This window comes from Paenibacillus sp. GCM10027626, assembly GCF_042676285.1.
Taxonomy (GTDB): Bacteria; Bacillota; Bacilli; order Paenibacillales; family Paenibacillaceae; genus Paenibacillus_Z.
Window position 1 is genome coordinate 66,211 of record NZ_JBHTHC010000012.1, and the last position, 22,069, is coordinate 88,279.

A 22,069-nucleotide genomic window follows, 5' to 3' on the forward strand; every position below is an offset into this window, starting at 1 on the left:
TCCGTTACAATTTCAAATTGGTCGAATTTTCGCAATTAGCGGCTCCGGCATCCGTTAGAATTCGTTCATCACGAACGAAGCGGGCCCGAGCGGCGCACAGGAGGCTGTCGATTCATTGCGGACATCTGTAAGCACGGGGCGAAGCGGGCATGAGCGGACCGTGGATCCGTTATTTGTGAACAAAACAGCTAATTGGCGTGCTTGCGGACCGTGGTTCCGTTATTTGCCTCAAAACGGCGCAAAAACCCGGCAAAACGAGCAAATACCGGATCGTGTGTCCGCGAAACCTCAAATGAGCCGGGGTTCGACAAAATAGCGGATCGTAGGTCTGCATGACCTCCAGTTGCCCGCCTCCCCGGAAAAAATCGTTGTCCGCAGAAAATCAACAGCCTCCACAGTTCCGTTACAGCCCGCAAGGCCCATTTTGAGCCGAGGGAGGGTTGTCAGGTTCGTTAGCGGTTGCTGCGAAAATTGCAATATAAATTCTCTTATGAGGCAAAGAAGCCGCTTTGCAATTTCAAAGCGGCCAAAAATAACTTGCAGCAGATTTCATTACCCTTCGGATGTAGCTGCCGAGGCTCCGCTCGGCTTTTTCATTTCTGCGGCCATTTCTTTTTCCTGGCGCTTCTTCTGAGCGGCGAGCTTGTCCGCTCTGTAGGCAGCAAGCGCCTTCTCGCCAATGATTGCCTCCAAGCGGTAAATATTGTTCCCTCGTTCGACAAACTTTGCCTCATACTCCGTTAGCACCAAATCATCCCGCAATTGATCTTTATGCAGATGGAGCGAAATATTATGAAGCTGCAGCTCCATCTCAGCAATGCTGTTTAATGAAAATTCGAACAGCGACTGGGAGTCCGTTTTGAAATGAATTTCACCCTGATCATTCAAAATTTCTTTATATTTCGCCAAAAATCGCGGATGCGTCAGCCGTCGTCTTGCGTGCTTCGTTTTTGGCCATGGATCGCTAAAATTCAAAAAAATCCGCTCAATTTCGCCAGAATCAAACACGTCTTCAATCGTCTCAATATTTGTGCGCAGCAGCGCCAAATTCGGCGGATTTCCCTGCCCTTGCTCCGCCCAGGCCGCTCTTGCCTTCTCGCTGGCGCGCCGGATCAATTCATCATACATATCGATACCGATAAAATTAATATGCGGATTGCGAACGCTCATCGTGCTGATGAACTGTCCCTTTCCCATGCCGAGCTCCACATAAATCGGATTGCGATTGCCAAAAAACTCATGCCAGCGGGCTTTACAGGTAGCCCCGTCCAAGACGACTAATTCTGGCTGATTTTGAATGCTTTCGAGTATTCCTTTTCTTCCTCTGAGACGCATAGTGATCGATTCCTCCAAATTAGAAAACTAGCCTTATTGTGACGAACAAAGCTGCAGTTGTAAAGCCCTCTTGTAAAACTAGATCAGCCAATGTCTGAGTTCATCCCGCTCTCCCTTAGCGGTATAGACTTGCTCCAGCGCTGCATTCAGTTTTTTTCTTGCTGTCATTCCAACCTCCTGATGGAAAGGAAACTTCGCTCCTGTAAGCGCCATCAGTTCCTTGACCGTCAATTCAACTGTAATCAGCATCCCGCCTTGCGGTATTTTCAGTTCTTTTTCCATCATATTCCCTCCATTAAAAAACAAGTATTGGACAAATGAATGAATAGCAATCCGCCCGTTTTTTCGTTACAATGATAGACAGCTACTGCCTCATCTAAATGATGGTCATAAATTTATATACGTATAGGAGTACAATTATGCATTCTTCCACGCCTGCCGGTACCGGCGCTCCTCTGCTTTGGAACGACAAACGTTTCCACACCTGGAACTATGAAATGCGCGAGCAGTTCCATGGCAAAGTGTTCAAGGTGATGCTGGATGCCGGTTTCACTTGCCCGAATCGGGACGGCACGATTGCCGCGGGCGGCTGTACGTTTTGCAGTGCCCGGGGCTCCGGCGATTTTGCTGGAAGCCGCAGAGACGATCTCGTTACACAATTTAACAACATCCGCGACCGGCAGCATCAGAAATGGCCGGAAGCCAAATACATCGGCTATTTCCAAGCATATACGAACACCTATGCTCCGGTTCATAAGCTGAGAGAATATTACGAGGCAATCTTGGAACAGCCGGGCGTCGTCGGCCTATCGATTGCCACCCGGCCGGATTGCTTGCCTGACGATGTTGTAGACTACCTGGCCGAGCTGAATGAACATACCTATCTATGGGTCGAAATGGGGCTGCAGACGATCCATGAATCCACCTCGCAGCTCATCAATCGCGCGCATGACACAGCATGCTACGAAGATGCGGTCAGCCGCCTGCGGGCTCGCGGCATACGAGTATGCGCCCATATTATTTACGGCCTGCCGCAGGAGACGCATGAAATGATGATCGAAACCGGCAAAGCGGTGGCGCATATGGATGTACAAGGGATTAAAATCCACCTGCTGCATCTGATGCGCAAAACGCCGATGGTCAAGCAATACAACGCCGGTCTGCTGCGCTTTCTCGAACAGGACGAGTATATCAAACTGGTAGTCGACACGCTTGAGCTGCTGCCGCCGGAGATGATCGTTCACCGGCTGACCGGCGACGCGCCCCGCGAGCTACTGATTGGTCCGATGTGGAGCCTGAAAAAATGGGAGGTTCTCAATGCGATCGATCGCGAATTGATAAACCGCGGCGCATGGCAGGGCCGGCTGTGGGAGGGATAGTCTGATGGGATTTCTGTCCGTGCTCGGCATGGCGCAGAAGCTGGTCGCCGAGCGGCTCTCTCCAGGGGATATCGCGATTGACGCTACCTGCGGCAATGGCGTCGATACCCGCTTCCTTGCCGAGCTGCTGGGAACGCGCGGCACGTTGTACGGCTTTGACATTCAGGAACAGGCGCTCAGCCGTACCCGCGAGCGGCTTATGCCGCTCGCTTCCGCCGGCACAATGCCGCAGCTTCACCTGCTGCTGGAAAGCCACGCTGACATGAGAAGTCATATAGCAGCCTCAGACCGAGGCCATGTAGCAGCTGTCATGTTCAACCTAGGCTATCTTCCCGGAGCCGATCCAGGTATTATTACGATGCCTGACGGCACCATTGCTGCCCTGAATGCCGCCTTGTCGCTGCTGCGCGCAAAAGGCATTCTCACTATTGTCCTTTACCCCGGCCATGACGGGGGAGAAGAGGAAGCGGCAGCAGTCGAACAGTGGGCAGCCGCTTTGCCGCAGTCAGAAGGACAAGCCATCCTTTACCGGCTTGTGCAAAAGCCGCAAGCCCCTTATCTGATCGCTGTCGAAAAAAAATAATGTCGGAGGGAAACAATTTATGGCAGTCCGTAAACTTGAGCATGTTGGCATTATGGTTAAAAATTTGGAAGCTTCGATCACGTTTTATACTGAAGTCGTCGGCTTGACGCATCTTTACACGATGACCCACACGAATGGCGTCATTCGTCTTGCTTTCCTCGCCGGTGCTGACGCCCGTGAATCGGAAATCGAATTGGTAGAAGGCTATGACGGCCAGCTCGGCAGTGAGTCTGTCGTCCACCATGTCGCTTTTACTGTTGATGATGTGGAAGCAGAGTTTGCCCGCATCAAGGCGCTTGACATTCCGCTCAAAGATACCGAAATTACGACGCTGCCGAATGGCGCGCGCTACTTCTTTTTCTACGGTCCGGACGGAGAGTTTTTAGAAATGTTTCAGCCGGCGCCTGCCAACTAACACTTTCATATATATAAAGGATAGGAGAGATTGTAAGTGACACAACCATACCCGCTGCAATTTAAACCGGAGATGAAGGAACGCATTTGGGGAGGCCGCGCGCTGGAGCAATTCGGACTGGAGCTTCCGGAAGGCGCCATTGGCGAAGGCTGGATGATTGGCGATCATCCCAACGGCACGACCAAGGTTGTAAATGGCGAGCTTGCCGGCCTTGGGCTAGATGAAATCCGCGAGCGGTACGGCAGAGACTTTTTCGGAACAAAAGGCTTCTCGGAGCGCAACGGCCGTTTCCCGCTGCTCATCAAGCTGCTCGACTGCAATGATGATCTGTCTGTTCAGGTTCACCCTACCGATTCGTATGAAGGACTGCCCGAAGGGGAGCTTGGCAAAACCGAAATGTGGTACATTCTTGACGCCAAGCCCGGCGCAAAAATTATTTACGGTCTGAAGGACGGGATCGACCGCCCTACGCTCGCAGCCGCCATTGAAGCAGGCCGCGTTATGGATTGCTTGCAAGAAGTGCCTGTTGAAGCAGGCGACGCCTTCTATATTCCGGCCGGTACCGTGCATGCCTTGTGTGCTGGCGTAGTCGTTGCGGAAATTCAGCAAAACTCGGATACCACTTATCGCGTCTACGATTACGACCGTCCGGGCCTTGACGGCAAGCTGCGCGAGCTGCATGTAGAGGATTCCTTGAATGTCATTGCCTATGAAGGCGCGGGTGCGACCCGGATGAAAACAGATGGAATCGGGGACAATGAATGGCTGAAAATCGCCGAATCGCCATATTTCATCGTCGAAAAAGGCAATGTTCGCGCATCGTGGCCGCTTTCGACAACGGCCGACAGCTTCGTGATTGTTGTCATCGCTGACGGCAATGGCGTTATTAAATGGAATAACGGAGAGCAGACTGTCAAAGCCGGCGAATGCTTCCTCCTCCCTGCCAATCTTGGCGAATATGAGCTCAACGGTCATATGACGATTTTGCGCAGTGTAGCGCCATAAATGAAAAAAGAGCTCATTAAGCAGCCAGACGGTCGCTTAATGAGCTCCTTCTTTTAGTTATAAATGAGAGCACGCTGCTCGGTCAGCAGTGCATCCATCTCCTCACTCACAGCTCCCCCTGGAATCATCACATGATGCCTTGGATTGTACGACAGACGGATTAGCGCACGATCCTGCAGCTCGATTTCCAATGAATAGTTGGTGCCTTCTAGATGTTTATACGCTTGTGCAAGGTCATCATAGGACGAATAACTCAAATTCGCATATTGCTCTGCAAATACAGGTATCTTCTCCGGAGTGAATTCGGAGAGCGGCGAGCTGTCCCGACCGCTAATAAACCGCACGGCAACGACCTTCCCTTCAATATCGAGCAGTTCATTGATCGTCTTGGCATCTGGATTATTGCAGGCGACAAAAAGCTTTCCGTCTCCGGTCAGCAAGCGGGCCTCCGGCTTATATCCTTGCACTTCGTACAGCTTGGTGCCGGCCTCTAATAAGGTTGCGTCGCCATCGTTCATGTCATCCCCGCTCTTGACCTGATCAAGCCGCTTCTTGCTCACTTGTCCGATCTCTCTGCCTTTTTGCAATGATGAAGTGTCGCTGGAGATATCCGCACGATAGTGAACCCCGTTCCATTGTAAAGCCGATACGTCATCAATGACCTCTTCAGCGGTGCATGGTTCCTCAAAGACGGGCTGCTCTCCGGCAGTTCCGGCCCCTTTGGCCGTACAGGCCGATAATGCGATACAACCGATTAGAAGCGTGAAACAAGCCGACCACCTCATCCTTGGAAGTCTCCCTTCATTTCTATATCCTATATAAAGATGACGGTTAACGCAGCCATAAAGTTCCACGTAAAAAAATAAAAATTGATCAAAAAAACGTCCTCCCGCCAGCATACGGCTGCCAGCGAAAAGACGTTCCTTATTTAACGCAGTATATTCTCGATCCGTTCCAATTGTTCAGCAGAAAACTGCAAATTGTCCAGCGCGGCTACGCTATCCTCGACCTGGCTTACCCGGCTTGCGCCAATCAGCGCAGACGTAACCCGTCCGCCGCGCAGCACCCATGCTAGCGCCATCTGGGCCAAAGTCTGGCCGCGCTCTGCCGCAAGCTCGTTCAACTGCTGCAGCTTACCTACAACCTCCGGGGTTACGGCGCTTTCCTGCAAAAAGCCGGTCGGCTTGGCGGCGCGCGAATCGCCCGGTATGCCGTTCAAATATTTATCCGTCAGCAGACCCTGCGCCAGCGGGCTAAATACGATGCTGCCAACGCCCTGCTCGTCCAGTACATCCTGCAGGCCGCCCTCGATCCAGCGGTTCAGCATGCTGTAGGATGGCTGATGGATGACGATCGGCGTCCCCAGGCTGCGGGCAATCTTGATCGCCTCATCGGCTTGCTCGGCACTGTAATTGGAGATGCCGGCATAAAGCGCTTTGCCTGAGCGGACAATCTGATCAAGTGCTCCCATCGTCTCTTCCAACGGCGTGTCCGGATCGGGACGGTGATGATAGAAGATGTCGACGTAATCAAGCCCCATCCGCTTCAAGCTTTGATCCAGCGAGGAAATCAAATATTTGCGCGAACCCCATTCCCCGTAAGGACCAGGCCACATATAATAGCCTGCCTTCGAGGAGATGATCATCTCATCCCGATATGGCTTGAAATCGCTGGCCAGCACCCGGCCGAACATCTCTTCTGCCGATCCAGGAGGGGGACCGTAATTGTTCGCCAAGTCAAAGTGAGTGATGCCCAGATCAAAGGCCCGGTGTAAAATAGCCCGGCCATTCTCAAATGTATCGACGCCGCCGAAATTATGCCACAGCCCCAGCGAAATCGCCGGCAGCTTCAAGCCTGACCGTCCGCAGCGATTGTACTTCATCGTCTCATAACGTGCTTCATTTGCTGCATATACCATTTGTCATCACTCCTGCCATTTAATTTAATAGTTTTAGTATAACGAAGTATTCAATGAAATCAAAGAATCTTTTATATTCTAAACCTCTGCTTTAGCCAGCTTGAGCAAGTAAGGCGCAGCCGGCGTTTTCCCGTCCATGCGCCCTCCGCCGCTGTAAACGACGATTAACAATGTATCCGCCTCATCGGCAATATCGCCTGTCTGCAAGTAACGCTCCAGATCGAAAGGCATTCTTTCTATAACGGCATGCTTATGCAGCTCTTTCTCGCCAAGCTGCAAATCGGCAAATTGCCCAGATACATCGCCTGGCTGTTCGGCAAGCCGCTTCATCCAGCCATTCCACACCGGCTTGTCCATCGTGAACTCCCACCAGACTTTGCGCGGCTTGTAATTATGGTTCAGGAAGTAATCCAGCTTCATTAAGCCGAGCGCCACATCCGGACGCCAGGACAGCGTCTCTTTGGCTTCCTCCACCGCTGCCGCCTCCCGCAGAAATGACCATAATCTGGAAAATAAATCTTCCAGCTGATGGCCGATTTTTTGCCAGCCGCGGTTTTCCCAATAATCGCCGAACTGCTGAAAGAAATCAAACGGCGACGGGAACGCCTTCTCCACCAAATAGAGCAGCGCATGATCCATTCGATGGGCATTCCAATATTTCTCCAGCACGTCTTCCACCCGTTTGATCCGCACGATATCGGCAAACGGCAGCAGATCGTTCCCCAGAATCTCGTACGGCGCCCGCTCCATATATTTGTAGCCGTATTTGTCCGCATCGAGCCGCATGCCGGTTCCCCGCAGCATTTTGAGGAAGCCGAGCTGCAGCTCCTCCGGGCGCAGCGCGAATACATCATTGAACGTTTTGCGAAATGTATCATAATCCTCGTGCGGCAGGCCGGCGATCAAATCGAGATGCTGATCGATCTTGCCGCTCTCCTTGACCATCGTGACCGTGCGCGTCAGCTTCTTGAAATTTTGCCGGCGCTGCACCGCAAGATTCGTCGGATCGTTCGTCGATTGGACGCCAATTTCAAAGCGGAATACGCCCGGGGGCGCATGCTCGGACAAATACTCCAGCACCTCTGGTCGCATAATATCGGCTGTAATTTCAAATTGGAATACGCAGCCCTGATGGTTCTCGATCAAAAACTGAAACATCTCGAGCGCATAATCACGCTTAATATTAAAGGTGCGGTCGACAAACTTGATCAGCTTCGCGCCCGAAGCAATCAAATAAAGGATGTCCGCCTTCGTCCGCTCAATATCAAAATAGCGTACGCCTACCTCAATGCTGGATAAGCAAAACTGACAGCTGAACGGGCAGCCGCGGCTTGTCTCAAAATAAACGACGCGCTTGCCCAAATCAGGCACATCCTCCGCAAAGCGATGCGGCGACGGCAGTGTCGCCAGGTCGAGCTTCGGCCGCGGCGGATTGATCCGGATTTCCTGCGTACCGTCAGCCAGCTGCTTGCGGTAAGCTGCCCCGAATACCATGTGATACTTTTGCTGGCCGCCGATCTCGCTGAGCAGATGATGAAACGTTTCCTCCCCTTCGCCAACGACGATAAAATCGACCTGGGTCAAACGCTCCATCCAATAGTCCGTATCGTAGCTCACTTCTGGACCGCCGAGCACGATCTTCACTTCCGGCTTGATCTTCCGCAGCATATCGATGACGGTTATCGTCTCCTCGATATTCCAAATATAACAAGAGAATCCGATCACATCCGGTTCGCGCGCGAACAGATCGGAGACAATATTAAGCGGCGGATCTTTTATCGTATATTCGGCAATTTCAATATCAAAATCCTTTTCGCTATACGCCTTCAAACAACGCAAAGCAAGCGAAGTGTGAATGTATTTTGCATTTAAAGTCGATAACACTACTCTCATTGGCATAGCTTCCTTTTCCATTATTACGTCACTATCATCCATTGTACCGAATAAAGGGCAAAAAAAGAAGGGCTTGCCTAAGCGGCGCCTTTAAGCCCTCCGGCAATCCCTTCTATTTATAAAATTAAAAAATTAGGACCGTACTTGCACATGCATTTTTTCTTTCGCCTGCACATCGACTACCGGGTAACGGACGCGCCATGTACCGTCGCTTTGCGCTGTTACTTCATCGGCTTTGAAATCCCGCGGCTCGAAAGAAAATTGCTGATCGTAATAGATCGTCAAACGAATGGTGTCTTTTGGCAGCATGCGGCGAAGCTCAGTACCTGCATTAATTGCCCACATCCGCAAATCTTCGGCATCCGCGTGGCCGTATACCATATAAAACGCCGGATCGATCGTCGTCGACAGCACGAGCCAGCCGCTCGCATCCCGCTTAACATCCCAGCTCTTGAGGGCCGCAGTCTTATGCGAAGTCTGAATCGAGCCAAATTCCCGGTTCATCAGCAGCCGAATATCGTCCGTCGACACGCCCTCTAGCGATTCAGGAAGCTTTCTGGGCAAAAATCCGATCTTTTTCGCGTCGGTGTCGTTAATTTCATTAATCAGCATATTCACATTCATGACCGATACCGCAAAATTCAAATTCGCATTCGAAATATCGATGCCCGAAGTCGTAATGCCGATCAGCTCTCCGCTATCGTTGAACAGTGCGCCGCCGGAGCTGCCATGATCGATCGGCGCGCTAATCTGGAACAATTGCGCCCCGTCGTAGATAATATTGCTGACTACACCGTCGGATGCCGTATTTTGCAGTCCCAGCGGGCTGCCAATCGCGACTACATGATCGCCTTTTCGCACATTGTACCCATCCCCCAGCACAACCGGATCAATGTTCAGCTTTTCCTTCGTCTGAATGATGGCGAGATCAGCGGCCTCATCATATCCGACAATCCCTTCCACTTCCACCTGGCTGCCATAAAGCGTAGTGATCGTCGCCTCGCTTGCGTCCCGCATCACATGAAAATTGGTCAGTATCCGGTTGCTGTCGATAACGACTCCGCTGCCTTGGCTGCGGTCCGTGGCAATCATGACGACGCTGTTATCATTCATTTGCACGATTTGGTCTACGCTCAGCATCTGACTGGCAGCCGCAGCCGCATCCGCAGCCGCATCCTCGTAATCGTCCCATTCTTCCTCTTCATCAATCCACTGCTGCTCTGCGGAAGTTATCCGAATGGCACTGGTCTTCTTGTCGAACTCTATTTTGGCTCCCAATGCCTCCGCTACAAAGCGCAATGGCACATAAGTAGCCCCTTTAGCTTGTCTCGCCGGTACTTGCAGCTTGATGGCTTTGCCATTTTTCATCGCCTGTGCAGCGCCGATCTGCAATGAAATTTTAATATGATCCTTTGTAGCAAAGATCGTTTTCGTCTGCGGCTCCCAGTTCACATTGGCCTTCAGCGCGGCGAATATCGCTCTCATCGGCACGAGCGTCGTTCCATTCACCGTGATCGGTGCAGGCTGCAAAGGCAGCTTTTTGCCATCCACATAGACAGAAATAACTGAGGACTGTACAGCTGTGCTTTGGACGGGAGCAGCATTAACCTGCCCCGGCATACCGAGCACCGGTGTCAGCATAAGCCCTGCAGCAAGTACGGGCAACAACAATCGCTGTTTCAATTTTACATTCACTTTCAATATCCTCCAGTTATCTCCTATTCTCCCACGAATCTATCCTATCACCCCTATGAATGACTGTCTACTCTTTCGGCAGCCGATAGACAGCCATCGGCTTTTCATAGCGAAAATGAATGCTTAGCTGCTCCAATTGTTCCAGTACTTCCGCTTCAAGTACCAGTTCCACACTGCGTAAGCTTTCCATTAGTTGCTCCGCACGTGTTGCGCCGACGATCACAGTTGAGACAGCGGGGCGGGTCATCAGCCAGGCCAGCGATAATGCCGTCGCTGTCGTCCCGCTTCCAGCCGCCAGCTCTACCACTTGCTCTCCCAGTTGAATGCGTTCCGGAATTAAAAAGCGCGTAAAGCTCGGATCTTTATCTGCCCGCGAGCCTGCCGGCACAGAATCGGCAGCGCTGTACTTGCCTGTCAAAATGCCGCCTGCTAACGGGAAATACGGAATAATGCCGACTCCCTGGTCGAGACAAAGCGGCACAAGCTCATTCTCGGGCGTACGATCGGCGAGCGAATAGCTGCACTGTGTCGACACATAGCGGTTAAGCCCATAACGGTCGCTTATACCAAGCGCCTTCATCAGCTCCCATGCTTTGTAATTGGATGCGCCGATGTAACGCACCTTGCCTGAGCGAATCATATCTTCCAGTGCGCGCATCGTTTCTTCCAGCGGCGTTGCCGGATCAAACGTATGTATTTGATATAGATCCACATAGTCTGTACGCAGCCGCTTCAAGCTGCCTTCCAACTCCTGCATGATATGGACGCGCGAAGAGCCGCGCTCATTCGGACCTTGCCCTTTAGTCAAGCCGGCTTTGGTCGCCAGCACGACCTGCTGCCGCTTGCCTTCCAGCGCCATGCCAATAATGCGCTCTGATTCAGAGCCGGTGTAAATATTCGCTGTATCAATAAAGTTAATGCCGCTGTCCAATGCATGATCCAGAATGCGCCGCGACGACGCCTCGTCTGCCCGTTTGCCAAAAGCATTCGTGCCAAGGCCAAGCGCGGACACCTGCAGCCCGCTATTGCCCAAACGACGATATTTCATTATTCATCCACTCCTTTTTTCAGCATCTAGTAATAGTTTACCTTATACCAGATTGCACGTCCAAGCAAAATGCCGTAAGAAGAAACGGCTGATGCCGTCCTTGGCGCGAGGCAAGTTTCTTCCCCTGAAATAATGAGGTATACTAAGCAGGTACAACTATTATTGAAGGGAGAACGAGAGGATGACTGAGTTCGAGCAACAACTGGAACGATACGCTGAATTGATTGTAAAAACGGGCATTAATGTACAGCAGCAGCAAGAAGTATTTGTCACGGCTTCCATCGATACGGCTCCCCTGGCGCGGCTAATTGCACGGCAGGCCTATAAGGCAGGCGCCAAAAACGTACATGTGGATTGGACAGACGATGAGCTGTCGCGCTTGAAGTATGAACAGGCTGCGGATGATGTGTTTACCCAGTTTCCGGAATGGGAAAAGCTGAAGCGCGATTCTTTTGTTGAGCGCGGCGCGGCGTTCATCTCCATTGCCTCCTCCAATCCGGATTTACTTAAAGGAGTCGATACGTCGCGTATCGCCAACTATCAAAAAGCAGCCGGCCAAGGCTTGCGTGAATTCCGGCGGGCCATTCAGTCCGATAAGGTGAGCTGGACAGTCGTCGCTGCCGCCTCTCCGGCCTGGGCAGCAAAGGTCTTCCCTGATGCTCAGCCTGAGGAAGCCTTGCAAAAGCTTTGGGCAGCTATCTTCAACTCCGTTCGCTTACATACTGCTGATCCTGTACAGGCTTGGGCAGAACATAACAACAACTTGCATAGCAAGGTTGATATTTTGAATGAACGGCATTATCAGAAGCTGCACTACCGCGCTCCCGGCACTGATTTGACGATCGAGCTGCATGATAAGCATCTATGGGTTGGGGCAAGCAGCGTCAGCGTCGACGGCGTCTCCTTTATGGCGAATATGCCGACAGAAGAAGTGTTTACTGTTCCGCTCAAAGAGGGCGTCAACGGCTACGTTTCCAGCACCAAGCCGCTCAGCTATGGCGGCAACATTATCGACGGCTTTAAGATCACGTTTGAAAAGGGCCGGATTATCGAGGCGGAGGCGGAGCAAGGGCAAGAAATTTTGCGCCAGCTGATCTCCAGCGACGAAGGCTCGCATTTTTTGGGCGAGGTTGCGCTTGTACCGCATGAGTCTCCCATATCACAATCCGGCATTTTGTTCTACAACACGTTGTTCGACGAAAATGCCTCCAACCATCTGGCGATCGGCAGCGGCTATGCCTTCAACATTGAAGGCGGCAAAACGATGAGCCCGGAGGAGCTGGAAAAGCATGGCGTCAACAGCAGCATCACCCACGTTGACTTTATGATCGGCTCTGCCGAAATGGATATCGACGGCATCCGAGCCGACGGTACGGCCGAACCGATCTTCCGCAAAGGCAACTGGGCATTTTAACTAGTCAAGCCGCAAAAAGATGCAACCTGCGTTTTAACGGCAACGTACACCAATATTAAAAGGACGCGAACCTTTCATGGAGCGTCCTTTTCCTTTATCAAAAAATGATAGTTTTTTTGCCGCACCATTTTTGGTATCATACATATCATGATTGTCGAAAAACGGCTCTTGAATTGTATCTGACGGAAGCCACAGACGTTATTTCGCTAATAACCATCCTCTTTGGAATCTAACGGATGTGGGCGACCTTAATGGGGCGATTTCTGGCAAAATCGTGCTTATCGTCAGCATATAGCGGCGCACAGTTCCGTTACAATTTCAAAACGGTCGAATTTTCGAAAATAGCGGCCGTGACATCCGTTAGCATTCGTTCAGCGTGAACGAAGCGGACCCGAGTGGATCGTGTGTCTGCGAAACCTTCGAATTGGCCGGTTATTAACAAAATAGCGGATCTTCGGTCCGATTGACATATTAGTTTCGGAAAGGCAAGGCAAAGTCCCCCTGCCCCCGTTTTTATTATCATCACTAAGCTTGCTGGAGGCGATTTATTTGCGTTTACCTTCCCGTAAACGAAGGTTAAGCTCTGTTCAACTTGTTGTTCTACTCTACATTATTACAATCTTGCTTTCCGCCGTACTGCTGCGCCTCCCGTTTTTTCATAATCCTGGGGTGACATTGACATTCATCGATGCGCTGTTTACTTCGGCGAGTTCAGTGAGCGTAACAGGGCTCAGCGTTGTAACGATTCACGAAGTGTTTAATATGAGCGGCATCGTACTGCTCATTATTTTATTTCAAATCGGGGGCATTGGCATTATGACCCTCAGTACGATGTTCTGGTTAATATTCGGCCAACGGATCGGGCTGGAGCAGCGGATTACGATTGCCGCTGATCATAACCGCAGCGGCTTGTCCGGCTTGGTGCAATTAATGCGCAATATTTTGGTGCTTGCTGTATCCATCGAATTTATCGGCACCATTATACTTGGTACTTACACCTTGTTTGCCGGCTATTATGACCATTGGTATACAGCTTACTTCCATAGCTTGTTTACCTCTGTCAGCGCGTTTACGAACGCCGGCTTCTTTTTGCGCGAAGATTCGATGATCAGCTTTGCCGGCGATTATTTTTATCAATCTGTCATCATGTGTCTTATTGTTAGCGGGGCAATCGGCTTTCCGGTATTGCTGGAATTGAAGCACCGGCTCATTCGCCGCAAGGAGAAGCGGCATCATTTTTCACTTTTCACCAAAATTACGACCTTCACCTTCGCCGTACTCATTGTAGGCGGAACAGTCTTGTTCTTTTTACTCGAATACAATCATTTCCTGGCGGACAAGTCCTGGGGCGATTCGCTTTTCTACTCCTTGTTCCACTCCGTATCTTCGCGCAGCGGCGGATTGGCGACGATGGACATTTCGGTGCTGACCGGGCCTACATTGTTGATGCTGTCCGGCTTAATGTTTGTCGGTGCTTCGCCAAGCAGTGTGGGCGGCGGGATTCGGACAACGACACTCTTTGTACTGTTTGCTGCAACTATTGCTTATATGAGGGGCTATAAGGAGGTCAAGGTGTTCGGCAGAGAGCTGGAGGAAGAAGATATTCGCCGTGCCTTCATCGTGTTCTTTGTCGCAATCGGCTTCGTGTTTTCGGCGGTTATTTTGCTTACACTGTTTGAGTCGTTTCCGTTTCAGTGGCTTATTTTCGAGGTCTGCTCCGCTTTTGGTACGACGGGCCTGTCCTCAGGCATTACCGGCGATTTAAGCGTAGCAAGCAAACTCGTACTGATCTTTATGATGATTATTGGGCGGATCGGCATTGTCAACTTTTTGCTGCTGCGCAAAGATGAACAGCCTGTCCGTATTCGTTACCCGAAAGAGCATGTTATGATTGGGCAGTGAGAGTTCCGTCAATTGTTGTATAAGATGAAAAGATGAAGCCCAAGCTGGGCGTACCAAAAAAAGAAGCGGAACTAAGACTCCGCTTCTTTTTCGTTACTGCTTAAATGCAGACAGCGGAATTGCAAAGGCCGGGATTCCTTCGACATAAGGGTAATACTCATACAGGGAAAAATAAACGACGATTGCATTGCCGCGCAAATAGTAACGCTGGTCCTTGTCAATCGTTTTAAACGGACTGAGCAGTTCAACATTTTTTTGCTTCATCTGGCGCTTGATCTCGTTATTGATGATATCTATGTAATCCGGGTGATTGCCTGCCGCCTGCTGCAGCGTCAAGCAAGCCGATATACGTTTCATTCCCTGCCAGACCGGCGGGAACCTGCAGCGCTTGTCCATTAACAATCATCGACATCGTGTTCAGCTGCAGTTTTGAAGATTGCGGCTTTGCTGCTTGTTCCGTAAAAGGCTGGGCAGCAGCGGGCAAAGCAGCAAAAGTCATCATTGCTGCAGCCAATGGCAATGTCAGCAGCAGCTGACTTTTTCTCCGTTTATTCATCATCATTCTCCTTTTAACACGACCTAATTAAACTATAACGCACCTATTTGTCGAATACCAATTTAAGGGAGGCCATTTTACATTCTCTGTCTTCTTATGTTATCGTAAGCTGAGTTCAGAGTGCAGGAAGCATAAAGGAGTGCATGATCGTTGGCCACTATCGAAGATTTCCTCAAAATCGATATTCGGATCGGAACCATAATTAATGCTGAGCCCTTTCCGGAAGCGCGGAAACCCGCGATTAAACTTCAAATTGATTTCGGCGAGCTGGGTATTAAGCAAAGCAGCGCCCAAATAACGAAGCGCTACACGCCCGAAGCTTTAATCGGACGCCAAATAACAGCGGTCGTTAATTTTCCGCCGCGCCGCATAGCCGGCTTTAAATCAGAAGTACTCGTACTCGGCGGCGTTCCCGGTACCGACGATGTTGTCTTGCTGCGTCCCGATGAACCGCTGCCGAATGGGACTCCGATCGCCTGAACATCATTAGCAGAAGATTGTCATACCTTGACTTCTTCTGCTGATAATTAGAAAAATCGTGAAAATGCAACAAACTAATTTGAAATAACGCGAAAATAGGCGATAACCTATGATTTTTCATTCAATTTTAAATTTTCTGAATATTTACACAAGTTTAATATTCTCTTATAATAGAGACATATCACCCGGTACAAGACAAATACCTCCGAATCAGTCTTTACTGGAGTGGTTAGTCCACAGAGAGGGGATAGTCCATTGAAGCAGGTAAGCGAAGCATGTCTCTAGGGCTTGTTGCCGGTAAGCTTCTCTGATTGGAGAACGGGATTTCGGGAAGTTACACCGAGTGCAATGAGAAGAAACGGTTGAGCCGTCCATGGCGCTATCACGAAGTTTCTTCCCCTGATGTTTTATAGAATTTATCGGGTGAAAACTTATAGATTCTATAAAATCAAGTATAGCCGCCTGTAGTGGAATCGTTGATTTGGATTAAAAATTGAGGTCAGCGTCTACATATCCGGCACTCTTACCCCTGTCGGCTATAGCAGGGCGCTAACGATCCATTTCAAGATCGCGTTCAGGCCAGAAGAAACGGCTGTTCGTAGCGCTGTCGCCAAGTTTCTTCCCCTTAGAAATATAAGCGAAGGATAAGGTGAACCTTTACACGCTTATATTTTAAAAATAAGGAAGGAGTAAGCAGTTTATTAAGCTTACCGAGACATGTGGGAACCCAAAGAATGGCACTTGAAAAAAATTTAAACTTCTTTGAATGGATGACTGTAAAAAGACAATCAGGCAACGGAAGTTGTTAGAACGGAGTGTGCAGTAACAATTGAATAGTTCGGACAGGTTATGATAGGGAGTTCGGTCGTCGTCGACAAGCGGACTCCCTATCTATGTGTTTTCCGCATTAACTAGTTCAAAACTACTGATATTGAGAAATTTTTCCTCGCTAGAGCAAAGGAATCTCCTTATTCGTGTCGAACTTTGTCTATACAAAACTATCACACAATTAGGAGATTAGTACTACTATGCATTTCAACCGTCGCAGCTTTGTCGCACTTGTCGTTTTATGCAGTCTTTTTATGGGCGCATTCGCCTCCTCTGCTTCCGCCAATTCCCAGCCTCAATCGTCTGACCCTATTGTCAATCCCCAACAAATTTATACCTATGCACGAATGACCTCCGACCTTAAAGCATTAGCCAAAAAGTACCCCGAGCTGATTACACTGGACACTGCCGGAGAAAGCGAATATGGACGTGAGTTGCTGACTGCCGACATCGGCCGCGGACCGGCAGTTATTTTGCTGCTCGGCTCCCACCATGCGCGGGAATGGATTACGACCGTCAACATGATGATGATGCTTGAACATATGGCGATTCAATATGAAAATAACAGCTCACTTTCCGGGGGATTTAAAGCCCGCGAGCTGCTGGATCACGTTACCTTCCGCCTGCTGCCAATGGTCAATCCGGACGGCGTCACCTTACAGCAGTTGGGGCTTTCCGCTTTCCCTAAAGCCGACCATGCAGCGCTCATTGGCATGAACGGCGGAAGCGCCAACTTCAAGCGCTGGAAAGCCAATGGCAAAGGGATCGACCTGAACCGGCAATATCCGGCGGATTGGGAGCATATTCACTTCCCCGCTGCAAAGCCATCTTATATGAACTACAAAGGAAACAAGCCTTTACAGGCTAAGGAGGTTAAAGCCGTCTATGAATTAACGCAACGGACAAATCCGGAAATTGCTGTTGCCTATCATAGCTCCGGCGAAATCTTGTACTGGAATTTTCATACGAAGCCGGCTAACCTGGCTCGCGATTATGCATTTGCTTCCGCATATGCCCGAATGACCGGCTATCGGATGGTGACTCCCAGCGCTAACCCATCCGGAGGAGGCTTTACCGACTGGTTCATTCAAGATTTCGGCCGCCCGGGCTTAACGCCGGAGCTTGGCCGCTCAGCAGGCGAAACCAATGTGCCGCTTACCGAATGGAGCAGAATTTGGAGCCAGCAGAAAAATACAATTTGGCTGATGGCTCAAACCGCCTATGATTTATGGATGAAAAAGCAGCAGGCTGCGCCGCTGCATACCGATATTCGGCTAACTGCTGCTGCAACCGCCTTCTTATACCCTGATCTGAACGCGCAAAAGCTCGGCACGCTCTCACCTGGCCGCTATAAAACTTTGCGTAAAAAAGGAGATTGGCTGGAGGTGCAGCCAATAACAGGCGCAAACGACGACAAAACAGCAGCGAAGCCAAATAAATGGATTTCCTCGCGCTACGTGCTTTCCGGTCCTGTAGATATACCAGAGCAGCTGCTGATCGAACTGACGCCGGAGATTGCAAGCTACCAGTCGCCGCATGAAAAAGAGCCAGCACCGCAGCTCGCCCTTCAGCAGGCCAGTGTGCGCGAGGTTTGGCCGGATTGGCTGCTTGTCTCTACTACGGAAGGATTACGCTGGATTGAAAGAAGCGATGCTAAAGAAATTTTGCAACAAAAATAGAACCGCCTGCGTCTGTTAGAAAGAACCGGTTCAAATGCTAACTAACCAGATGCAGGAGTGATCCGTCATGAATAAACGTACATTAACAGCAGCCGTCTTATCCTGTGCCCTTGTACTGCCAGTTGCCGGGCAGGCTTTTGCCGCAACAACGGCCTTTACCGATATTGGGAAAAACAGTGCCCGGACGCAAATCGAGTCTTTGAAGGAGCGCGGCATCGTCCACGGCGTATCTGCGACTGAATTCAAGCCGGATACAGCAGTGACTGTATCGCAGGGCGCTGCGATGATCGTCAAATCGATGAATTTGAGCCTTGCTGCATTCACCTTCATCAAAGAGCCGCTTGCCAGCGATATGTTCTCCAAAGTGACCAATGATAAGGCCTGGTATGCCAATGCGATGATGGTTGCCAAGATCAATGGTGTAGATCTGCCTGCAGATGTCGATCCGAACGAGCAGTTGACTCGCGAAGCTTTCCTGCATTATCTTATACAAGGTCTGGAATCAACGGGCAACTACCCGCTGTTTAAAATGTACATTACCATTAACGATGAAGATCAAATCGAGCCATCCTACCAAGGTTCGATCCAACGTGCTCTTATATATAAGCTGACTGAACTGGATGCTGACGGCAACTTCAATCCGAAGCAAATTATTACGCGCGGCGAAGCGGCAGCGATACTGTACAATGCCATCGCCTTCGCGGAGAACCATCAGAAGGAGCCGGCAGTGCCTGCCGATCAAGTTGATCCGAACAACGGAAGCACAGATGAGACTGTATCCACTGAAACGCAATAAAGAAAAAACGGCTCCGTAAGGCACATTCTAACCGCACTATTGAAAAACCGTCCCTCTAACCTATAAGGAAGGGGGACGGTTTTGTTTCCACCTGCTATGCTCTAGCTGCTTGTAGTTTGACGCTTCGACACAGCAGCCTGCCCGCCTTTCATGAGCACAAGCGCCAAAAAAATAAGAAGAAGGGCTGCACATACGATATAGGGAATCGACAATTGCAGGGAATACAAAAATGTCCCCGTCAATGGTCCAATAAAGGTACCCATCCCTTGTGCGGCTGCCGTATAAGCTGCAACCGACGGCTGCTCCTGCTCGGCAACTGCCAGCGATGCCGCGGTAATATAGCCGGGAAGCGTAAAGCCGATGCCAATACCGAACAATACAAACACGGCCATATAGAGCGCCGGCGCCAGCAGAAATAATAGAAATGCCGCACTAAGTGCCGTTAGGCCGACTCGTAATAGTATTTTTGGTTTCCCTTTCAACAATCGCCCGATAATGAGCTGAACGGCTACGACCAGCAGGCCGCCAATCGACAGCCCGATGCCGACAGCTTGCGCCGACTTCGTCGCAGAATAGCCTAGACGGTCTTGAATATAAATGCCGCAGGTCACCTGCAAAATAATCATAACGGTAGACAAAATCAGTCCAATGCCGATAAAAAGCCTGATTCTCGGGTCAAAAGCCGATATCGCTCCGCCGCGCTGGCCACCTGCAGCCGTTTTGCCTGCCGGAATGACCGCGCCGAAAATAAAGATAACAATGACAATAAGAATCGCTGAAGCATACATCGGAGCTGTAAAGCCAACAGAAGTGAGTGACGCACCGAGCGCCGGCCCTAATACGAAGCCAAGCCCATTCGCTCCGCCAAACAAGGCCATCCCCGCTGCACGGTTTTCCGCTGTCGTCCACTCCATCAGGTAGCTTTGCGCCATTGCCGGTATCGCGCCAAAGAAAAAACCGCCAACCGCCCGCAGAGCAAACAGTTGCCAATAGAGCAGCGTTAAATTCGCCGCGCCTTCCGCCGCTGAATCGGCAACATAAGCAAACGCCCCTAAAGTAAGCACGTAACCGGTTAACGCAATAATCATGACCTGCTTTCTGCGAGTACGCGCCCATTTTGCCCATAAAAAGCTGCCAATAATCCATAGCAATCCTGTAATTGTGACCAGGCTGCCGGATTGAATTTCCGATAACCCCAAATTACGCGCAAGCAAGCCAAGGATCGGATTGAATGTCGCAATCGAGGCCATCGCTACAAGTACAGTAATAAAGATAACGATAAAGTTCTTTTTCATACGGTATGTGACTCCTCTCTCTCCATGAACCGGTACCATCCGTATTTCTTTATCTTTATTATGCTGTACAAGGCGATGCAGCGACTACCTGTCAAAGGAGTATTATCCCCTGCAAAAGGAGCGGGCAAATTTTTCGGTTGGTTATGAAATAACCAAGGGCTAACGAACCTGACACACGCTATTGGCCGAAAAATCGGCTTGCTCCACCTGTAACGAACCAGAGACACGCTATTTCTGGAAAAAGGGCGGGGAAGCAGTCGATTTTCTGTGAATAACGATCGGTAGATTCGTTAGAGTCCACAAGGCCCTATTTTGGGCCGAATAGGGGTTGTTAGGTTCGTTAAAGGTGAGTTATAAATTGTTATGCAGAAAAAAAACTACCTTCGATTTATCTTAGCGATAACTCGAAGGTAGCCCTCGTTGTCATACGATCAATGCGGCAAATGAAGCGGACGCTCGATCCGCCGATTCAATGCCTTAATATATTGTCCGGGATTCACACCGTACTGCTTCCTGAAGGCTGCTGTAAAATTACTCATATTGCTGTACCCCAGCCAGGCAGCCGTCTCACTGACGTTAAGCCCTTCATCCTCCATCAAGCCAATTGCCCGCTTCATCCGCTCCTGACGGACAAGTTCGAAAATCGTCATCCCATGGTATTCGCGAAAGCCGCGCTTGAGCTTGTATTCATTCAGCCCAACATGCAGTGCAAGCTCCTTCACAGATAACGGGTTTTCGAGGCGGCGGACAATCAACTCCCTTGCTTCCTTCAATTTTCTCACATCATCTGCTGTAAGGGCGATGGATAGCACCTTATGTTCATCTGCAGCCTGTTCTCCGGCAATGAGCGCGATCAATTCCATGATCTTGCATTCCGCAAACAGCCGCTTCATCGGCCCTTGGCGATGAATATGGAACAAGTCGTGAACACAGCGCTGAATCGCGGGCGAGTCTTCATAGCGCGAGAGCTTGCCTTTATGGCGGGCCAGCAGCTTCTCCATCTCAACCTGATCGGACGTTCCTGCGACATATCGGAGCAGCTCATCCGGGCTAAAACGGATTTCAACCGTCTGCGTGCGGACACCGCCTTTTTTCTCCATGTACAGCTCTATATTTTCCATAAAAAATACGTTGCCGTTATGCTGCCCCGTATAATGCTCATTGCCTTCCCACGCACAGTAAATTTGCCCATCCAGGCAGTAATTCAGCTCGAACAAGCCATACGAGTTCTGAACGTGCAGCTTCATATCTTCATCCAGCATCATATCCGTAATCACGACTTCCATACCGCGCCTGATCGGGATTCGGGTAATGCTGCCCTCCCCGAATTGCGGCGCAAGCACGGTACGCACCCCGTCATCTCCCGTCAAATGCTGCTTTTGCCCATCAAGAAGTGCGGAGAAACGATCGAAGTATTCATTTAAATTGCTAAGCTCAATCGTAGCAGGCATGATCGTTCCCCTTCTTTCGCTCCATCAATTGAGAATCATTATCATATAATCCCTATTGTACAGGAGGAACAGAGGATTATCAATCATGCATTCAACGGTTGCTAGACTTCTTAGACATCTTCATCCACTCCATGCAGCCGTAAGCCGCATGCCGAGCAATAGATGGCTGTCTTTAAGACGGGAGAGCCGCAGCCGGGACACTTCTCCCTCGTCGCTTCGTCGAACGCAGCTTTACTTTCAGGTATTACAATCTGACTTAATAAAGCCTTGATTTCATTCACATCATGTGCCAGTTTCGAATGATTAATAGCGCCCAAAATAATCGATTGCAGGATCATATAGGTCACAATAATTCCCAAAATCCAGACAATTCCAACGCCAATCGCCTCCAAAGCTC

General features: G+C 50.2%; 21 protein-coding genes. 9 read left to right on the top strand and 12 right to left on the bottom strand.

Annotated features, from left to right (window positions below; genetic code table 11):
- Positions 1-552: 552 nt before the first annotated feature.
- Positions 553-1,335 (bottom strand): tRNA (guanosine(46)-N7)-methyltransferase TrmB, encoded by a 783-nt coding sequence (gene trmB, locus ACFQ0N_RS22220; protein WP_379330317.1) that lies wholly within the window; start codon positions 1,333-1,335, stop codon positions 553-555.
- Positions 1,336-1,413: 78 nt separating this feature from the next.
- Complete coding sequence (locus ACFQ0N_RS22225; RefSeq protein WP_379330319.1) at positions 1,414-1,617, bottom strand: hypothetical protein; 204 nt, start codon at positions 1,615-1,617, stop codon at positions 1,414-1,416.
- Between the two features lie 137 nt (positions 1,618-1,754).
- Here ACFQ0N_RS22225 and mnmL point away from each other — a divergent pair, with 137 nt between their 5' ends.
- Genes mnmL through ACFQ0N_RS22245 form a run of 4 tightly spaced genes read left to right on the top strand, consistent with a single transcriptional unit; the run spans position 1,755 to position 4,717 of the window.
- A complete protein-coding gene (gene mnmL, locus ACFQ0N_RS22230; protein ID WP_379330321.1) occupies positions 1,755-2,714 on the top strand; it encodes a tRNA modification radical SAM protein MnmL/YtqA in 960 nt (319 codons plus the stop codon).
- Positions 2,715-2,718: 4 nt separating this feature from the next.
- Positions 2,719-3,297, top strand: coding sequence for a tRNA 5-(aminomethyl)-2-thiouridylate-methyltransferase MnmM (gene mnmM / locus ACFQ0N_RS22235; protein ID WP_379330323.1), 579 nt, complete (start codon positions 2,719-2,721; stop codon positions 3,295-3,297).
- Between the two features lie 19 nt (positions 3,298-3,316).
- Positions 3,317-3,712, top strand: a complete 396-nt coding sequence (locus tag ACFQ0N_RS22240; protein ID WP_379330325.1) for a VOC family protein — start codon at positions 3,317-3,319, stop codon at positions 3,710-3,712.
- A gap of 36 nt (positions 3,713-3,748) precedes the next feature.
- Positions 3,749-4,717 carry a type I phosphomannose isomerase catalytic subunit gene (locus ACFQ0N_RS22245; RefSeq protein ID WP_379330328.1) on the top strand — a complete coding sequence of 323 codons (969 nt, stop codon included), beginning with the start codon at positions 3,749-3,751 and terminating at the stop codon, positions 4,715-4,717.
- Positions 4,718-4,770: 53 nt separating this feature from the next.
- Here the strand turns inward: ACFQ0N_RS22245 and ACFQ0N_RS22250 are convergent, their stop codons facing one another.
- The 5 genes from ACFQ0N_RS22250 to ACFQ0N_RS22270 form a co-directional block, all read right to left on the bottom strand.
- Entirely contained in the window at positions 4,771-5,502 is a 732-nt protein-coding gene (locus ACFQ0N_RS22250) for a hypothetical protein (protein WP_379330330.1), read from the bottom strand.
- 143 nt (positions 5,503-5,645) lie between these two features.
- Positions 5,646-6,635 (bottom strand): L-glyceraldehyde 3-phosphate reductase, encoded by a 990-nt coding sequence (mgrA, locus tag ACFQ0N_RS22255; protein ID WP_379330332.1) that lies wholly within the window; start codon positions 6,633-6,635, stop codon positions 5,646-5,648.
- 78 nt (positions 6,636-6,713) lie between these two features.
- Positions 6,714-8,528 (bottom strand): B12-binding domain-containing radical SAM protein, encoded by a 1,815-nt coding sequence (locus ACFQ0N_RS22260; RefSeq protein WP_379330334.1) that lies wholly within the window; start codon positions 8,526-8,528, stop codon positions 6,714-6,716.
- Positions 8,529-8,660: 132 nt separating this feature from the next.
- Positions 8,661-10,223 (bottom strand): stalk domain-containing protein, encoded by a 1,563-nt coding sequence (locus ACFQ0N_RS22265; RefSeq protein ID WP_379330336.1) that lies wholly within the window; start codon positions 10,221-10,223, stop codon positions 8,661-8,663.
- 67 nt (positions 10,224-10,290) lie between these two features.
- Positions 10,291-11,271: an aldo/keto reductase gene (locus tag ACFQ0N_RS22270; protein ID WP_379330338.1), complete on the bottom strand. Its 981-nt coding sequence runs from the start codon at positions 11,269-11,271 to the stop codon at positions 10,291-10,293.
- 181 nt (positions 11,272-11,452) lie between these two features.
- Here ACFQ0N_RS22270 and ACFQ0N_RS22275 point away from each other — a divergent pair, with 181 nt between their 5' ends.
- Together ACFQ0N_RS22275 and ACFQ0N_RS22280 are read left to right on the top strand one after the other, a co-directional pair.
- Positions 11,453-12,685, top strand: coding sequence for an aminopeptidase (locus ACFQ0N_RS22275; protein WP_379330340.1), 1,233 nt, complete (start codon positions 11,453-11,455; stop codon positions 12,683-12,685).
- A gap of 549 nt (positions 12,686-13,234) precedes the next feature.
- Complete coding sequence (locus ACFQ0N_RS22280) at positions 13,235-14,587, top strand: TrkH family potassium uptake protein (protein ID WP_379330342.1); 1,353 nt, start codon at positions 13,235-13,237, stop codon at positions 14,585-14,587.
- Positions 14,588-14,680: 93 nt separating this feature from the next.
- Here ACFQ0N_RS22280 and ACFQ0N_RS22285 read toward each other — a convergent pair whose 3' ends face one another.
- Both ACFQ0N_RS22285 and ACFQ0N_RS22290 read right to left on the bottom strand, forming a co-directional pair.
- A complete protein-coding gene (locus ACFQ0N_RS22285) occupies positions 14,681-14,851 on the bottom strand; it encodes an RsiV family protein (protein WP_379330344.1) in 171 nt (56 codons plus the stop codon).
- A 16-nt stretch (positions 14,852-14,867) separates the two neighbouring features.
- Complete coding sequence (locus ACFQ0N_RS22290; RefSeq protein WP_379330346.1) at positions 14,868-15,143, bottom strand: hypothetical protein; 276 nt, start codon at positions 15,141-15,143, stop codon at positions 14,868-14,870.
- 150 nt (positions 15,144-15,293) lie between these two features.
- Here ACFQ0N_RS22290 and csaA point away from each other — a divergent pair, with 150 nt between their 5' ends.
- The 3 genes from csaA (at position 15,294) to ACFQ0N_RS22305 (ending at position 18,926) form a co-directional block, all read left to right on the top strand.
- Entirely contained in the window at positions 15,294-15,623 is a 330-nt protein-coding gene (csaA, locus tag ACFQ0N_RS22295; protein ID WP_379330348.1) for a chaperone CsaA, read from the top strand.
- Positions 15,624-16,651: 1,028 nt separating this feature from the next.
- Positions 16,652-18,130: a M14 family zinc carboxypeptidase gene (locus ACFQ0N_RS22300; RefSeq protein WP_379330350.1), complete on the top strand. Its 1,479-nt coding sequence runs from the start codon at positions 16,652-16,654 to the stop codon at positions 18,128-18,130.
- A gap of 67 nt (positions 18,131-18,197) precedes the next feature.
- Positions 18,198-18,926: an S-layer homology domain-containing protein gene (locus ACFQ0N_RS22305; protein ID WP_379330352.1), complete on the top strand. Its 729-nt coding sequence runs from the start codon at positions 18,198-18,200 to the stop codon at positions 18,924-18,926.
- 101 nt (positions 18,927-19,027) lie between these two features.
- Here the strand turns inward: ACFQ0N_RS22305 and ACFQ0N_RS22310 are convergent, their stop codons facing one another.
- From ACFQ0N_RS22310 to ACFQ0N_RS22320, 3 genes are all read right to left on the bottom strand, one after another.
- Positions 19,028-20,221, bottom strand: a complete 1,194-nt coding sequence (locus ACFQ0N_RS22310; RefSeq protein ID WP_379330354.1) for an MFS transporter — start codon at positions 20,219-20,221, stop codon at positions 19,028-19,030.
- Between the two features lie 431 nt (positions 20,222-20,652).
- The gene (locus ACFQ0N_RS22315) at positions 20,653-21,672 is read right to left on the bottom strand and encodes a helix-turn-helix domain-containing protein (protein WP_379330356.1); all 1,020 of its coding nucleotides are present in this window, start codon (positions 21,670-21,672) and stop codon (positions 20,653-20,655) included.
- A 110-nt stretch (positions 21,673-21,782) separates the two neighbouring features.
- Positions 21,783-22,064 carry a zinc ribbon domain-containing protein gene (locus ACFQ0N_RS22320; protein WP_379330358.1) on the bottom strand — a complete coding sequence of 94 codons (282 nt, stop codon included), beginning with the start codon at positions 22,062-22,064 and terminating at the stop codon, positions 21,783-21,785.
- Positions 22,065-22,069 lie beyond the last annotated feature (5 nt).